14 protein-coding genes and 1 pseudogene are annotated in these 15,608 nt (G+C 68.5%); 8 read left to right on the plus strand and 7 right to left on the minus strand.

The window, feature by feature from the left end:
* The first annotated feature begins 94 nt into the window (after positions 1-94).
* Genes IMZ29_RS10130 through IMZ29_RS10155 form a run of 6 tightly spaced genes read left to right on the plus strand, consistent with a single transcriptional unit; the run spans position 95 to position 6,083 of the window.
* Positions 95-964, plus strand: a complete 870-nt coding sequence (locus IMZ29_RS10130; RefSeq protein WP_216183353.1) for an STAS domain-containing protein — start codon at positions 95-97, stop codon at positions 962-964.
* Between the two features lie 4 nt (positions 965-968).
* Positions 969-1,325 (plus strand): STAS domain-containing protein, encoded by a 357-nt coding sequence (locus IMZ29_RS10135; protein WP_216183356.1) that lies wholly within the window; start codon positions 969-971, stop codon positions 1,323-1,325.
* Between the two features lie 20 nt (positions 1,326-1,345).
* Positions 1,346-1,759, plus strand: a complete 414-nt coding sequence (locus IMZ29_RS10140; RefSeq protein WP_216183358.1) for an anti-sigma regulatory factor — start codon at positions 1,346-1,348, stop codon at positions 1,757-1,759.
* Positions 1,756-2,793, plus strand: coding sequence for an ATP-binding protein (locus IMZ29_RS10145; protein WP_216183360.1), 1,038 nt, complete (start codon positions 1,756-1,758; stop codon positions 2,791-2,793). The genes IMZ29_RS10140 and IMZ29_RS10145 overlap by 4 nt, the downstream gene beginning before the upstream one ends.
* Positions 2,793-4,139, plus strand: coding sequence for an ATP-binding protein (locus tag IMZ29_RS10150; RefSeq protein WP_216183469.1), 1,347 nt, complete (start codon positions 2,793-2,795; stop codon positions 4,137-4,139). The genes IMZ29_RS10145 and IMZ29_RS10150 overlap by 1 nt, the downstream gene beginning before the upstream one ends.
* Positions 4,140-4,166: 27 nt before the next feature.
* Positions 4,167-6,083 carry a hybrid sensor histidine kinase/response regulator gene (locus IMZ29_RS10155; protein ID WP_216183362.1) on the plus strand — a complete coding sequence of 639 codons (1,917 nt, stop codon included), beginning with the start codon at positions 4,167-4,169 and terminating at the stop codon, positions 6,081-6,083.
* Between the two features lie 68 nt (positions 6,084-6,151).
* Here the strand turns inward: IMZ29_RS10155 and arsC are convergent.
* A pseudogene (gene arsC, locus IMZ29_RS10160) lies at positions 6,152-6,505 on the minus strand (arsenate reductase (glutaredoxin)); the annotation flags it as partial.
* Positions 6,506-6,658: 153 nt separating this feature from the next.
* Here arsC and IMZ29_RS10165 point away from each other — a divergent pair.
* Complete coding sequence (locus IMZ29_RS10165) at positions 6,659-7,660, plus strand: Bug family tripartite tricarboxylate transporter substrate binding protein (protein WP_216183366.1); 1,002 nt, start codon at positions 6,659-6,661, stop codon at positions 7,658-7,660.
* Here the strand turns inward: IMZ29_RS10165 and IMZ29_RS10170 are convergent.
* Both IMZ29_RS10170 and IMZ29_RS10175 read right to left on the minus strand, forming a co-directional pair.
* Positions 7,647-8,042 (minus strand): DUF1622 domain-containing protein, encoded by a 396-nt coding sequence (locus IMZ29_RS10170; protein WP_216183368.1) that lies wholly within the window; start codon positions 8,040-8,042, stop codon positions 7,647-7,649. The genes IMZ29_RS10165 and IMZ29_RS10170 overlap by 14 nt on opposite strands.
* Positions 8,043-8,120: 78 nt before the next feature.
* Positions 8,121-9,680: an acetolactate synthase large subunit gene (locus IMZ29_RS10175; protein WP_216183369.1), complete on the minus strand. Its 1,560-nt coding sequence runs from the start codon at positions 9,678-9,680 to the stop codon at positions 8,121-8,123.
* A gap of 141 nt (positions 9,681-9,821) precedes the next feature.
* On the opposite strand from IMZ29_RS10175, the gene IMZ29_RS10180 reads away from it, so the two are divergent.
* Positions 9,822-10,742: a LysR family transcriptional regulator gene (locus IMZ29_RS10180; RefSeq protein ID WP_216183371.1), complete on the plus strand. Its 921-nt coding sequence runs from the start codon at positions 9,822-9,824 to the stop codon at positions 10,740-10,742.
* Between the two features lie 25 nt (positions 10,743-10,767).
* On the opposite strand, the gene IMZ29_RS10185 is transcribed toward IMZ29_RS10180, so the two are convergent.
* The 4 genes from IMZ29_RS10185 to IMZ29_RS10200 form a co-directional block, all read right to left on the minus strand.
* Positions 10,768-12,354, minus strand: a complete 1,587-nt coding sequence (locus IMZ29_RS10185; RefSeq protein WP_216183373.1) for an aldehyde dehydrogenase (NADP(+)) — start codon at positions 12,352-12,354, stop codon at positions 10,768-10,770.
* Positions 12,355-12,420: 66 nt separating this feature from the next.
* Complete coding sequence (locus tag IMZ29_RS10190) at positions 12,421-13,383, minus strand: 2-hydroxyacid dehydrogenase (RefSeq protein ID WP_216183375.1); 963 nt, start codon at positions 13,381-13,383, stop codon at positions 12,421-12,423.
* 40 nt (positions 13,384-13,423) lie between these two features.
* Entirely contained in the window at positions 13,424-14,419 is a 996-nt protein-coding gene (locus IMZ29_RS10195; RefSeq protein ID WP_216183377.1) for a Bug family tripartite tricarboxylate transporter substrate binding protein, read from the minus strand.
* Positions 14,420-14,544: 125 nt separating this feature from the next.
* A complete protein-coding gene (locus tag IMZ29_RS10200; protein WP_216183471.1) occupies positions 14,545-15,471 on the minus strand; it encodes a LysR family transcriptional regulator in 927 nt (308 codons plus the stop codon).
* Between the last annotated feature and the right edge of the window lie 137 nt (positions 15,472-15,608).

A 15,608-nucleotide genomic window follows, 5' to 3' on the forward strand; every position in this document is an offset into this window, starting at 1 on the left:
GTTGCGACGGGCCGACCGCGGCAGGCCACGCACGTAACACCGGTGCTATATTGCGGATGCCTCATTTTCCGACCCCAGCTTTGCCGGAGCCGTCATGACTGCAGTATCCGTCTTCCAGCGCCTCGGCGAGTTCCTCTCGCGCCACGAGCAAGCCATCCTCCGCCGCTGGACCGAGGGCCGCGCAAGTGATGCAGCGGCATTCTCGTCGGCACAGGACGAGCGTCAGGGGCGCGACCTCTTCAGTGCCATCGTCCAGGCAAGCACCGTCTCGTCCGTGGCGACGGTGGAAGGTCCGGCCTGGCACGATGTGCGTCGCCTGCTCGAGGAGTTTTCCGTGCAGGGCGCGCGTCGCGGCCTGTCGCCGGGTCAGACCGCTCGCTACGTCTTCTCCTTCAAAGAGCCGATTTTCGAGTTGCTGCGCACCCGGGAAGATGCGGACAGCGCGTCCACTGCCGAAGATGTCTGGGCGACGTCGCTGCTCTTCGATTCGCTGGGTCTTTTCACCATGGAAACCTATCAGCGCGCCCGCGAGGAGATCATCTCGCGCCAGCGTGAAGAGCTGCTCGAGCTCTCCACCCCCGTCGTGCAACTCTGGGACAAGATCATCGCGCTGCCGCTCATCGGCACGCTGGATAGTGCCCGCACCCAGGTGGTGATGGAGAGCCTGCTTCAGAAGATCGTGGACACCGGCTCCGAAGTCGCGATCATCGACATCACGGGTGTGCCGACCGTTGACACGCTGGTCGCCCAGCATCTGCTCAAGACCGTGGCGGCTGCCCGGCTGATGGGTGCCGAATGCGTGCTGAGCGGCATCCGCCCGCAGATCGCACAGACCATCGTGCATCTGGGCGTGGACCTGAGCGGGGTGCACACGAAGGCCTCGCTGGCCGACGCATTCCGCAAGGCACTCGCGCTCACGCGCCCCGACAGCACGGCCGAGACCAGCCTCTACGGCAAGCTGTGACGCCATGGATCGCATCCCGGTACTGCAGATCGGTGAATTCCTGCTCGTGTCCATCCAGGTGGACATGCACGACCAGCTCGCCATGGCGCTTCAAGACGACCTGACCGAGCGCATCGCCGCTGTGCGCGCCCGCGGCGTGCTGATCGATATTTCGGCCCTGGACATCGTGGATTCCTTCATCGGGCGGATGATCAGCAACATTGCGGGCATGTCTCGGGTGCTGGACGCCCAGACGGTGATCGTGGGCATGCAGCCCGCCGTCGCCATCACGCTCGTCGAACTGGGTCTTAGCCTCGAAGGCGTGCGCACGGCGCTCAATCTCGAGAACGGCATGCGGTTGCTGCGCGCAGGCTCTGCCTGAACGCCACAGGAACCGCCATCATGACAGGCCAGCCGGGTTCGTCCGCGGTCATCGCACCGTTGCGGGATCAGGACGATGTCGTCCGTTTGCGCCAAACGGTGCGCAAGCTCGCTTCCCAAGTCGGCCTGAGCCTCGTCGACCTCACCAAGATCGTGACCGCGGCCAGCGAGCTTGCGCGCAACACCGTCGTCTACGGCGGTGGCGGCCACGCCGAGCTCGAACTCGTGAATGCCCCGCGTCACGGCCTGCGGCTGAGCTTCGTCGACGAGGGCCCTGGCATCGTGGATGTCGAGCGGGCGCTCGCTGGTGGCAATTCCACCGGCAATGGACTGGGCCTGGGCCTGAGCGGATCGCGTCGCCTCGCGGACGAGTTCGATCTGCAGACGGCGCCCGGCAAGGGCACCCGAGTCACGGTCGTCAAGTGGAAGCCATGACTCCGGTGAGTTCCATCGACCCGGAGTCGTCACGGCTCGCAGAGGTCATTGATCCGAGCGGTGTAGCCGCGGCGCGGCGCGCGGCGGCGGATCTCGCCGTTCGCGGGGGGCTGGGCGAAACCGACGTCGGGCGCATTTCGCTGCTCGTCACGGAGGCGGCCACCAACCTCCTCAAGCATGCCGGCCAGGGCGAGATCCTGCTGCGGGCATTGCCGGGTACGCCCGCCAGCCTGGAGATCCTGGTGATCGACCGTGGGCCGGGCCTGGCGCCCGAGCGGCTCCTGTCGGATGGGTTCTCGTCGGCGGGTACGCTGGGGGCCGGGCTGGGGGCCATGCGCCGGCAGTCCTCGGCGTTCGACATGTATTCGCGGCCGGGGCAGGGCACGGTGATCCGCATGGTGGTCCACGCGGCGGGAACGGCCGAACCCGCGCCCGGGCGCTTCGTGTATGGCGTGGTGGGGGTGCCGCTCGCCGGCGAGCGCGTCTCAGGCGATGCCTGGGTCGTTCAGCAGGACGCCGCGGGTCATGTCCTGATGTCTGTCGCCGATGGTCTGGGACATGGCTATCTCGCCAACGACGCGTCGCTGGCCGCGATCGGACAGGTGCATCGGGCGGATGAAGCCCCCGGGGCCGTGCTGGCGCGCATGCACGAGCGGCTGCGCAGTACGCGCGGCGCCGCCGTGGCGGTCGCTGCGATCGACGCGCCGCGCGGCACGCTGCTCTACGCGGGCATCGGCAACATCGCCGGCAGCCTCACAGGCGAAGGCAAGGCCCGCAGCCTGCTCTCGCACAATGGGATCGTCGGTCACAATGCGCGGCGCTTCCTCGAGAACAGCCACGCCTGCCACGGCGGCGATGTCATCATCCTGGCCTCCGACGGCCTGGGTCAGCATTGGTCGCTGAACGACTACCCCGGCCTGCGTGAACACCATCCGTCGGTCATCGCAGCTGTGCTCTATCGCGATCATTCGCGGCGCCGTGACGATCTGGCCGTGCTTGTCGGGCGGCTTCCCTTGCAGGCTTCGTTCGCGTGATGGAACCCGTTCTTCTCCTGCATCTGCCGCTCGTGGATGATCACGCCGTGGTCAGCGCACGCCGGGCCGCGCGCGAGGTGGCCCAGTGGCTGGGCGCGTCGAGCCAGGACCAGATCCGCGTCGCCACGCTTGCCTCGGAGGCGGCGCGCCACGCGCGGCGTCTGGGCGACGGCGGGCATCTGGGGTTTTGGGTCGGCGCCTCGCGCACGAGCGAACGGGCCCTGATCCTCGACGTCGGCTGCCCCGCGTCCGGCGGTGCCGACGATCCCGCCGCCGCCGTGCTGCGCGATCTGGACGGTGCCGCGCGTCTCATGGATCACTACGAGACGACCGTCGACGCCACGGGGGCCGCGCTCCTGCGTCTGTACAAGGATCTGCCGGCAGGCGAGCCGCCGTCCTCGGAACACCTGCAAGCGCTCGCCGAGCGCCTGGGCGTCCAGGGTGAGACGTCGAGCCTGCAGGAGCTCCAGCGCCAGAACCGCGAGCTCGTGCTCACCCTGGCTGCCCTGCGTGAGCGCCAGGAAGAGCTGGCCCGGCTCACCAGCGAGCTGGAGGACACCAACCGCGGCGTGGTGGCCCTCTACGCCGAGATCGATGCGCACGCGCGTCAGCTCAAGCGAGCGGACGAGGCCAAGTCGCGCTTCCTGTCGAGCATGAGCCACGAGCTGCGCACGCCGCTCGCTTCGATCCGCGCGCTCTCGACACTGCTGCTGTCCAAGGCGGATGGGGATCTGGGCGAGGAGCAGACCAAGCAGGTCCAGCTCATCTACCATGCCACCGCCGATCTGATCGGTACGGTGGACGATCTGCTCGATCTTGCCAAGATCGAAGCCGGCAAGGTCGTGCTGCGCGTCGAGCCGTTTTCCGTGGCTGAGTTCTTCAGCGCCTTGCGCGGCATGCTCAAGCCCCTGAGCAGCGATCTCAAAGTGGAGCTCGTCTTCGATGAACTCCCGTCGAGTCTGTTGGTCACCTCCGATGAGGCGAAGGTCGGTCAGATCGTGCGCAATTTCATCTCCAACGCCTTGAAGTTCACGCCGCAGGGTCGGGTGAGCGTCGGCTGCGAGGCCTTGCCGGACGGCGCGGTGCGGCTCGTCGTCGCCGACAGTGGCATCGGCATCCCGCAGGATCAGCTCGACATCATCTTCGAGGAGTTCACCCAGGTGGAGAACCCCTTGCAACGCAACGTCAAAGGCACGGGCCTGGGCTTGCCGCTGTGTCGCCGCCTCGCCGATCTGCTGCACGCACGCATCGAGGTGCAGAGCGAACCCGGGCGTGGCTCCATCTTTGCTCTCTGGTTGCCGGGGCCGCAGGCGGCGCCCTCGTCAACGTCATCCGTCACGGGATGACGCTGTTCCACCCAACGGTTCAACGCCATGACTACCCGCATCCTCAATGTCGACGACAGCGACGGCGCCCGCTATGCCAAGGGCCGGGTGTTGCGTCTTGCCGGTTATGAGGTGATCGACGCCGCGAGCGGCCAGGAAGCCCTGGACCGTGTGCGCGCGGACGCGCCTGATCTGGTGCTGCTGGACGTGAAACTGCCCGACATCAACGGCCGGGAGGTGTGCCGTCGGATCAAGCAGGATCCGGTCACGGCCATGACGCTCGTGCTGCAGACCTCGGCGGCGATGATCGATCTGGAGAGCCGCGTCAAGGCGCTGGACGCGGGTGCCGATGCGTTCCTGATCGAGCCCATCGAGCCCGAGGAGCTCGTCGCGAGCGTGCGCGCTTTGCTGCGCATGCGTCAGGCCGAGACGGCCCGCCGACTGGCCGAGAGCGCACGCGACGTGAGCGAGGCGCGCTTTCGCCGGTTCACCGAGGTGCTGTCGGACATCTTCTGGGTGGTGGACCCGGTGCATCGCACCCTGGTCTACGTGAGCCCGGCCTATGTGTCGCACTGGCGCCATATGCCCGAGCGCTTGCAGCAGGACGTCTTCACGTGGCTAGACGCGGTGCATCCCGATGACCAGCCCCAACTGCGCGCGCATTTCGAGATGCTCTGCCAGGATGGCACGGCCTACGAGATGGAGTACCGCATGCGCACGGGGGACGGCGTCGAGCGCTGGGTGGCCGAACGCGGCTTCCGGCTGGACGATCCGCACGCGCCGGGCGTCTTCCAGGTAGCCGGCGTCGCTCAGGACGTGACCCTGCGCAAGCAGGCTGAACTTGTCATGATCGAAGCCGATCGGCACAAGTCCGAATTCCTGGCGATGCTCTCGCACGAGTTGCGCAACCCGCTCGCACCGATGCGCAGCGCGGTCGAGCTGATGCTGCTCGCGCAGGAGCGTGGCGATGCGCCTAACCCCCGCGCGCTGGCCATCGTCGGTCGCCAGCTGGATCACCTCTCCAGCCTGGTGGACGATCTGCTGGACGTCTCCCGCATCAATCACGGCAAGATCGTGTTGCGCCGCGAAGTGCTGTCGCTGCGCACGGTGCTCGAGGCCGCCGCCGACACCGTGCACTCGCTCGTGCAGGCCAAGCGCCATCGTCTGGTCGTGGATCTGCCGGATCCGCTCGTGGCGGTCGATGGCGATCTCACGCGCCTCGTGCAGATCTTCGGCAATCTGCTCAACAATGCCGCCAAGTTCACCGAGGAGGGCGGGCGCATCGAGATTGGCCATGCGGTATCGCCCGATGGCACCAGCATCGATGTGTGGGTGCAGGATAACGGCCCGGGCATTCGTCCGGAACTCGCGCCGCAGGTGTTCGACATCTTCACCCAGGAAGAGCGGCCGCTGGACCGCGCCCAGGGCGGCCTGGGCATCGGACTCTCACTGGTCAAGCGGCTGAGTCGTCTGCACGGCGGGGACGTGGCGCTGGACAGTGCTGGTCTGGGCCAGGGCAGCCGCTTCGTGGTGACACTGCCGCTGACGGCACGCGTACCCAAGCCCCTGTCGATCGAGCCCGAACCTGCTGCCGACGGCAATCCACGACGGGTATTGGTGGTGGACGACAGCCCGGACACGGCCGAGGCCATGAGTCTGGTACTCAAGGCGCGTGGGCATACGGTCCAGGTGGCCACAGACGGCCGCACGGCGCTCGCCGTGATGCGCGATTACCGTCCGCAGGCGGTGCTGCTGGATATCGGTCTGCCGGGCATGGATGGCTATGAAGTGGCGCGCCGGATTCGCGGCGACGCCGAGCTGGGCACGCCCGTGCTGATCGCGGTGACCGGCTACGGCACCGATCTGGACCGGGCGCGGGCGAGCGCCGCGGGGTTCGATCACCATCTGGTCAAGCCCGCGGATTTCGACCTGCTCTACCGCATCCTGGACGACGTGCCGGCCTAGGCGCGGCGCGCGTCTTCCTCCGGTTCACCCCTGGCGCTACGCCCGGGGCATCCCCTCAGCACACCTTATTCGGGCAGCAGCGCGTCCACGAGCTCGGCCGGGCGGCAGAGCCGCGTGCCACGCTCGGTCACCACCACCGGGCGGTTCATGAGGATGGGGTGATCGAGCATCGCCTGGACGAGTTCCTCGTCGCTCACCGCCGGGTCGTCGAGGCCCAGCTCGGCATAGGGCGGCGCCTTCTCGCGCACGATGGCGCGCACCGGCTCGCCCGTGGCTGCAATCAGGGCGAGCAGCGTGGTGCGATCCGGCGGCGTCTTCAGGTATTCGATCACCGTCGGCTCGATGCCGCGTTCGCGTACGCGCGCGATCACCTTGTTGGACGTGCCGCAGGCGGGGTTGTGGTAGATCGTGACGTCGGCCATGGCCATCTCCTTCAGGGGGGCCGCGTACGATACCACCGGGTGCCTGGCGGACCCTCAGGATTCCCCTGGGTTTGCGGCGAGATTGTTTGATGCCAAACTATGTAGGTGGGCGCGATAGCCCCCCGCATAACAACAATCTTTCGGAGACACCCCATGCAAGCGAGTTCCCGACGCGGCGCAGGCCGCCGTACCTTTCTGGCCGTCGCGATCGCGGCCACCTGTGCGGCGGCGTTGCCCACCGCTCAGGCTGCCGCGGCCGATTGGCCGAACAAGCCCGTGCGCCTGGTCGTGAACTTCCCGCCGGGTGGCGCGGCCGACGTGATGGCGCGCGTCATCGCCCAGCCGATTTCCGAGGCGATCGGCCAGCCTGTCGTGGTGGAGAACCGCGCGGGGGCCAACGGCAACATCGGGGGCGAATCGGTGGCGCGCGCCGATGGCGATGGCTACACCTTTCTCTTCAGTTCGGGCGGCGTGGCCTCGGTCAATCCCCACCTCTATCCGAACATGAGCTTCGATCCGAACAAGGATCTGCAGCCCGTGGCCGCCGCGGCGCGCATCCTCGTCTTCCTGGTGGCCAACCCCGGTCTGCCCGCACAGGACATCAAGAGCTTCATCGCGTATGCCAAGGCCAACCCGGGCAAGCTGAGCTATGGCTCGGCCGGCAACGGCAGCTCACCGCACCTCGCGGGCGAGATGTTCAATGCCGCCGCGGGCACCGAGTCCGTCCATGTGCCGTATCGCGGCGCAGCCCCCGCCATGGTGGATCTGCTCGCCGGTCAGGTGAACTACATGTTCGATCCCGGCATCGGGCTGCAGCATGTGCGCGAAGGCAAGCTGAAGCTCCTGGCCGTGGGCAGCCCCAAGCGTTCCGGGCTCTTTCCCGATACGCCCACGCTGGACGAAGCGGGCCTGAAAGGCTTCAATGCCGACAGCTGGTTCGGCTTCTACGCGCCCGCCGGCGTGGACGCGGCCATCGTCCAGCGCATGAACGCCGAAGTGAACAAGGCGCTCGCCGTGCCGAACGTCAAGCAGCGCATCATCGACTTGGGCGGTGAGCCCGCACCCATGAGCCCGCAGGATTTCGCGGCACGCGCCAAGGAAGACTCCGAGCGCTTCAGTGCGTTGATCCGCGAGCGCGGCATCAAGGCGAACTGAGGTCGCGGGGCCGGGTGGCCTCTGGCGGCGGGGCCATCGCGGCATTGCTGTCGTTGGGCCGCCAGGGCCCGCGCCCGGTCAGCTCGAAGGCGAGGGCCACGCCCAGCACCGTGCGCACCAGCACGATGATCGCAAGAATCAGCACGCTCTCCAGCGTGGGATCGATGATCACCGTGCGGATGATGTCGCCCGCCACGAGGAATTCCAGGCCTAGCAGCAGGGCGCGGCCCAGGTCCAGGCGATAGCGGCCGAAGGCGTGCGGTTCGTGGCGCGTGCGCAGACAGCGCCAGGTGGCATAGGCGGCGCCTGCCACGATGATGAAGACCCCGACCAGTTCCAGGAAAAGACCGATCGGTTCGATGAAGCTCAGGAGCAGGGTCATGCGGCGTCCACGTGGGTGCGCCAGACCGGCTCCGGCGCGACGCCAGCTCGTCAGCCAGCGCCGTGCCATCCCTCAGGATCAGCTCGCGATGTCGGCCTGGATGAGGAAGGGGCCGTTGCCCGCCAGGGCGGCGGCGAGCACGTCCGCAAGGCGCTCCACGGTGTCGGCCCGCTCGGCCTGCACGCCGAAGCCGCGCGCCACGCCGACCCAGTCGACGCAGGGGTCGTCGAGCATGAGCAGACGCCGTGCGTTCTCGCCAGGCTCGCCGCCGCCCACCTGCGCCATCTCGCCGCGCAGGATGTTGTAGGCGTGGTTCGCATAGACGATCGTGACCACGTTCAGACGCTCGCGCGCCTGGGTCCAGAGCGCCTGCACGGTGTAGAGCCCACTGCCGTCGGCCTGCAGGTTCACGACGCGGCGCTCGGGGCAGGCCACTGAGGCGCCCGTCGCCATGGGCATGCCCAGCCCGATGGCGCCGCCCGTGAGTTGCAGGTGATCATGCGCGGGTGCGCCCTGGGCCAGCGGAAAGAACGAGGCGCCCGAGGTCACGGACTCGTCCACGACGATGGCGTTCTCCGGCAGCAGCCGGGCGACGACGGCGTTGGCCGTCTGCACCGTGAGGCGGCCCGCCGCCGGCATGTCCGGCAGATGCCGGCCGGGCGTGGCACCCGTGGGTCCATCGGCGGGGATGCGCAGGGCTTCGGCGAGCGCCTGCAGCGTGTCTTCCAGGGCATGGTCTGCCGTGGCGAGGGCATGCACGTCGCAGCCTTCGGGGGCGAGGCGGCCGGGCTTGCCGGGATAGGCGAAGAAGCCGACCGGCTCGGTGGGGCCGATGAGGATCAACTGCTCTACTTCCTTCAACTTGGCCACGGCGGCATCGACGGGATAGGGCAGGCGCTCGATGGGCACGCGACCCACGCCGCGCGCCATGCGCGGATTCGACGTGGCGGCGAGCAGGCGCGCGCCCGTGGCCTGGGCGATGCGGCCTGCGGTGGCCAGGCCGGCTTCGGTCAGTGCACCGAAGCCCAGCATGAGCGTGGTGCGACGCCCGTTGCGCAGCGATTGGGCGGCGCGGGCGATCTCGCGGGCGGCAGGCATGTCGGCAGGCTCATCGGACGCGGCGGGAACGCGCGCCGTGTTGCGCGTCTCCGTCCAGGCCGTATCGGCCGGCAGCACGAGCGTGGCGACCTTGCCCTCGCGCGCCACGGCGATGGCGTCAGCCGTGTCGCGTCCCACGGTATCGGCGGAGGCGGCGCGACGGACCCAATGCGACATGGGCCGCGCGAGGCTGTCGATGTCGCTCGTGAGCGGGGCGTCGAGGGCGAGGTGATAGCTCGCGTGATCGCCGACCACGTTGACGATGGGCGAGCGGGCCCGGCGCGCGTTGTGCAGATTGGCCAGACCGTTCGCCAGGCCGGGGCCCGTGTGCAGCAGTGTGGCGGCAGGCTTGCCCATCATGCGGGCATAGCCATCGGCCGCGCCCGTCACCACGCCTTCGAACACACCCAGCACGCAACGCATGCGTGGCTGGCGATCGAGCGCGGCCACGAAGTGCATCTCCGAGGTGCCCGGGTTGGCGAAGCACACGTCAACGTCGTTATCGAGCAAGGTGGTACAAAGGCTGTCCGCGCCATTCATCGTCCGTGTCTCCAAAGAGGTGCCGCGCTCGCGGCGGGTCTCGATCGATGATACAGGAGGGGGGCGGCGTCATCGGGCTGGCGTGGGGCCGCTCAGATTGGGCCATTCCGCTGTGCGGACGCGTTTTTCTTTGATATTGCTATGGACCTGCGCCAACTCGAATGCTTCGTGGCCGTGGCCGAAGAACTCCACTTCGGTCGTGCGGCCGTGCGGCTGTGCATGACGCAACCGCCGTTGAGCCGGCAGATCCAGCTGCTGGAGGCCCATGTCGGCGTGCGTCTCTTCGAGCGCAGCAGCCGCGTCGTGCACCTCACCGCGGCGGGCCGCCGCTTCCTGCGCGATGCGCGCCATCTGCTCGCCTACGCCCATCGCGCGGTGCAGCTTGCACAGCGCACCGCCAGCGGCGAGGCGGGTCACATCACGCTGGGCTTCACCGCCGTATCGGGCTATCGCCTCATGCCGGCGCTCGTGATGCGCGCGCAGCGCATGATGCCCACCCTGGACATCGAGTTGCGGGAGATGGTCTCAGGCGAGCTGAGCCGCCTGCTGCTCACGGGCGAGCTGGATGTGGTGTTGAGCCGGCAGATTCCCCGCGTGCCCGACGTGTCGCACTACCTGATCGATCGCGAGCCGCTGGTGCTGGCCATGACGCCGGACTGCGTACTCGCCGAGCACGCGAGCGTGCCGTTGGAAGCGCTCGATGCGTTTGCGTTCGTGGCCTACGAGCCTGGCGCGAGCCGGTACTTCCATGAACGCATCACCGGGGCATTCGCCTTGCGCAACGTGAGTCCGCGCATCGTGCAGCGGGCGAGCCAGACGCACACGTTGCTCACGCTGGTGCGCACGGGGCTGGGGGTAGGGATCGTGCCGGATTCGGCGCGCGAACTGTGCCCGGAAGGCGTGGTATTCCGGCCCCTGCGCCAGGCGAACCTGGTGGCCGATGTCTTTCTGGCGTGGCGCACGGCACACGACAATCCGGCGCTCGCGCTGTTCCTCGATCACGTGGTGCGCGGGGCCTTCGATCCCCTGGAGCCGGCGGCCCCAGGGGCAAGCCCGGCCTGAGTGGCCGGGCGGTCTACCTGCAGGCTCAGGCCTTGGGCGCGACCGGCTGGCCGTCCACCAGGCGCCACACGTCCAGCGGGTTGGCATCCTTCAGCGCGTCCGGACGCAGCGCATCTGGCAGGTCCTGATAGCACACGGGGCGCACGAAGCGGTCGATGGCCGAGGCGCCCACGGAGGTGTGCAGCGCGCTCGAAGTCGAGGGGAAGGGGCCACCGTGCACCATGGCGTGCGAGACTTCCACGCCCGTCGGAAAGCCGTTGGCCAGGATGCGGCCGGCCTTGCGCTCGAGCACCGGCAGCAGCGCACGCGCGGCGTCGATGTCGGCATCGTCCAGCTGGATCGTGGCCGTGAGCTGGCCTTCCAGGTGCTCGGCCACGCGGCGCATCTCGGCAGCATCGCGCACGCGCACCACCACCGAGGCCGGGCCGAACATCTCCGCCTGCAGGGCCTCGTTGCCCAGGAAGCTCTCGGCATCCGTCACGAAGAGTGCGGCACGCGCGGCGTTCGGGCCTTGGGCTTGCTGGCCTTGCACGGCGCAGGTCACGTTCGCTTGGCTGCTCACGCTCGACACGCCCTGGTCGTAGGCGCGGTGGATGCCGTCGGTGAGCATGGTGGTGGCCGGCTTGGCGGCCAGGGCTTCGGTGGCCGAGGCCAGGAAGCGATCCAGGCCCGCGCCGGCTTCGGCGATCACCAGGCCCGGGTTCGTGCAGAACTGGCCCGCACCCATCGTGAGCGAATCCGCAAAGCCGCGCCCGATGGCGTCCGCGCGCGATTGCAGCGCGGCAGGCAGCAGGAAGACCGGGTTGATGCTGCTCATCTCGGCATAGACCGGGATGGGCTGGGGCCGGTTGTTGGCGATGTTCACCAGCGCCAGGCCGCCCTGGCGCGAGCCCGTGAAGCCCACGGCCTGGATGACCGGATGGGCCACCAGCGCCTCGCCCACGGAGCGGCCCGCACCGAAGAGCAGCGAGAACACGCCTTCCGGCATGTCCGTCGCAATCGCAGCTTTCTGGATCGCCTGGCCGACGAGCTCGGAGGTGCCGAGGTGGGCGCTGTGCGCCTTCACGATGACCGGGCAGCCCGCGGCCAGGGCCGAGGCGGTGTCGCCGCCGGCCACGGAGAAGGCCAGCGGGAAATTGCTCGCGCCGAAGACGGCCACGGGGCCCACGGGGATGCGTGCCAGACGCAGGTCCGAGCGCGGCAGCGGCTGGCGCTGCGGCTGGGCCTGGTCGATGGTGGCGTGCAGGTAGTGGCCGTCGCGCAGCACCTGCGCGAAGAGGCGCAGCTGGCCGACGGTGCGGCCGCGCTCGCCGGTCAGGCGGGCCACGGGCAGGGCGCTTTCGGCGTGGGCACGCTCGATGAGCTCGTCACCCAGGTCGAGAATGCTCTGGGCAATGGCGTCGAGGAACTCGGCGCGGCGCGTGGGCGACAGCGCGCGGTACGGATCGAAGGCGGCTTGGGCGAGGGCGGCGGCGCGCTCGACCTCTGCCTTGCCACCCAGGCCGAATTCCGTATCCAGGTGTTGATCGCGGGTGGGGTCGTAGGCGCGCTGGACGCCCTCGGTGCCGCGCACGGCGTCGCGGCCGATGATCATGTTGCCGGTCAGAGCCATGGCAAGAGTCCTGTAGTCGTGAGGCGCGTCAAGGCACAGGGCCCGGCCGCGCGGAAGGTGGAAAGGTCAGAACACCGGTGTGACGAGCCGACGCTCGTCGAACCAGCCGTCCAGATTGGCGAGAAAGAGGTCCGCCATGGCCTGGCGCGTCTCGTGGGTGCCGCTCGCGATGTGCGGCAGCAGTACCACGTTGTCCATGGCAAAGAGCGCCTCGGGCACCTGCGGTTCGTGCTCGAACACATCCAGCCCGGCACCCGCGATGCGGCCCGCCTGCAGCGCCTCGACCAGCGCTGTCTCGTCGACCACGGTGCCGCGTGCCACGTTGATGATATAGGCCTGTTGGCCCAGGGCAGCGAGTACCTCAGCATCGATCATGTGGCGCGTGGCTGCGCCGCCGGGCACGACGAGCACCAGGTAGTCGCTCTCGCGCGCCAGGGTGACCAGATCCGCCACGTAGCGATAGTGCGCCGGCGCATCCGGGCGCGCACGGCGGTTGTGATAGGCCACCTGCATGCCGAAGCCCTCGGCCCGTCGCGCGATCTGCAGCCCGATGTTGCCCAGGCCGACGATGCCGCAGCGCTTGCCGCTCATGCGCTGGCCCAGGCCGAAGCCGGTCGTGGGCCACGCGCCCGAGCGCACAAAGCGGTCTGCCTCGCAGATGCGGCGCGAGACGGCCAGCATCAGCGCGAGTGCCGTGTCTGCCACGCAGTCGTCCAGCACGCCGGGCGTGTTGCTCACCTGCAGGCCGAGTGCCTTGGCCGCGTCGATGTCGATGGGGTCATAGCCCACGCCATAGCTGATGATCGCCTCGAGCGCCGGCAGTTGGGCCATGCGCTCGCGGGTGGCACCGAACCGCCCGCTCGTGGCGATGCCGCGAATAGCCGCGCCATGCTCGCGCAGGTAGGCGGCCGGATCGTCGATCGTCCAGCCGCGGTGCACGCGGTAGCGGGTCTCGATCTGGGCGATGAGATCGGGGGCCAGGGGGCCGGCCATCCAGAGTTCGGGCAAGGAAGTGGGCTGGGTCGTCATGCGGTTGTCGGTGATGCCCGGCGCATGGCCGGGCGCAGGTTCAAGGGGATTTCAGCTGGCGCGTCTCGATGATCTTGCCGAAGTGCGCGCGATCACGCTTGGCCACGTCGGCGAGTTCCTCGGGGGTGGAACTGCGGGCCACGGCGCCCTGGACCGTGAGCTTTTCCTGCACGGCGGGGTCGGCCGCGGCCTGCGCGATCAAGCTCGCCAGGCGGTCGATGACGGCGGCTGGCGTGCCGGCAGGCGTGAGCACGGCCGTCCAGGAGCCGACCTGGGCATCGCGCACGCCGGCTTCGGCCAGGGTCGGCACGTCCGGCATGGCCGGCGAGCGGGCTTCGCCGGTGACCGCGAGCGCGCGCAGCTGACCGGCGCGCACATACGATACCGTCTCCAGCACCGAGGCGAAGAGCATGTCGACGTGGCCGGCCACGAGATCGGCCATCGCCGGCCCCCCGCCTTTGTAGGGCACATGCAGCAGCTCGACGCCCGTGGCCTGCTGGAAGATCTCGCCTGCGAGGTGCGGAGCGCCACCGGGGCCTGAGCTGGCGAACGTGTATTTGCCGGGCTCGGCCCGCGCCAGCGCCAGGAGTTCGTCCACGGAATTGGCCTTGAGCTGCGGCGACACCACCAGCGCGAAGGGCAGGTCCGAGAAGAGCGAGACTGGCTCGAACGCTGTCGCGGGATCGTTCTGGAGGGTGTAGAGCCAGGGGTTGATGGCCATCATGCCGGAGTTGGCAAAGAGCAGCGTATAGCCGTCCGCGGCAGCCCGGGCCACGCCGTCGGCGGCGATCTGCCCACCCGCGCCGGGGCGGTTGTCCACCACCACCGTACTGCCCGTGATGCGGCCCAGTTCGTTGGCGAGCAGGCGGGCCGAGATATCGGTGCCGCCGCCGGGGGAAAAAGGCACGACCAGGGAAATCGGACGCTCCGGGTAAGTGTTGGCTGCCGTGGCTGCCAGCGGCAGGCAGGCAAGGGTGAACAAAGCGGCGGCCTGGCGCAGGCCGCCGCGCAGGCGCGCAGCAGAATGGCGTTGCATGTCTCGTCTCCGTCTTCGGTCTTCTGGTGAGGCGGGCCCGTCAGCCGAGTATAGGAGCGGATCACGATCCATTTCGTTTCCATGCTCAAAACGAATGGACCGATACTTTTATTGAATTGATTTGGTCAGGGTGGCGATGCGTTCGCGCTGACGGCGCGCAGGCAGTCCAGGGCGGTGCTCACAGCCGCGTTGCCGGAGAGTTCGGCGTGACGCCAGTACATCGCCACGGATCCGAAACCCGGCAGCCGGATCGGCAGAAGCCGCAGCGTGTTCATGTGCGAGAGCCGCAGGGCCGAGCGGTGCGAGGCCACCCCGATCATGTCCGTGGTGTTGAGGAGCGTGAGATTGATCGTGACCGAGTTGGACTCGATGTGGTCGGTGGGCACGGTCAGACCGGCGGATTCCAGCGCGGCCTCGAGCGAGGTGCGGATCGGCGTGCCTTTGGGCCACAGCAGCCAGCGGTAAGCCAGCAGATCCGACCAGGCCAGGCTTTGCTGCGACAGGAGCGGATGCCGGGGCCGGGCCACCATGTGCAAGGGCTCCATGTAGAGCGTCTCGTGGCGCAGGCCGGGATCCAGATGCTCAGGCGCGGAGCGACCCACCACGATATCGAGTTCGCCCTGGCCGAGCTTGACCATGAGCGCATCCATCGTGTTCTCGACGAGCTTGATGCGCGCCTGCGGCATGCGTTCCAGCAGTTGCAGCACCGCCAGCGGCACGGTGTCCGAGGCCGAGGCGCCGGAGGCGCCGATCACCACGCGCCCGCTCCCACCCTCGCGCAAGGCGGCCATGTCCTCGGCGGCACGCTCGAGCTGGGCATCCATGCGTCGGGCATGGTCGATCAGCACTTCGCCGTAGGGCGTGGGGCGCAGACCGCGCGCATGGCGCTCGAACAACGGGAGGCCGATGTCGTCCTCCAGATCCTTGAGCCACTTGGAGAGCCCTGGCTGGGTCGTATTGAGCGCGGCGGCCGAGTGGCTGATGTTGCGCGTCTGGGCCAGGCTCAGCAGCATGCGCAGGTTGCGCAGGCGCAGTCGGTGCGTCCAGTCCATCGTCTCACCCAAGGTATATTCGTTTATGTATGGATGATACGATAAAGTCATTTTGAAAAGCATGGCATGACGCGCAAACTCCGGATCAGAGCCACCGTGCCTTGAATGCGGGGCCGCCGTGGTCGGCGATTCGCTGC

Source organism: Verticiella alkaliphila, assembly GCF_018904615.1.
GTDB lineage: Bacteria > Pseudomonadota > Gammaproteobacteria > Burkholderiales > Burkholderiaceae_B > Verticiella > Verticiella alkaliphila.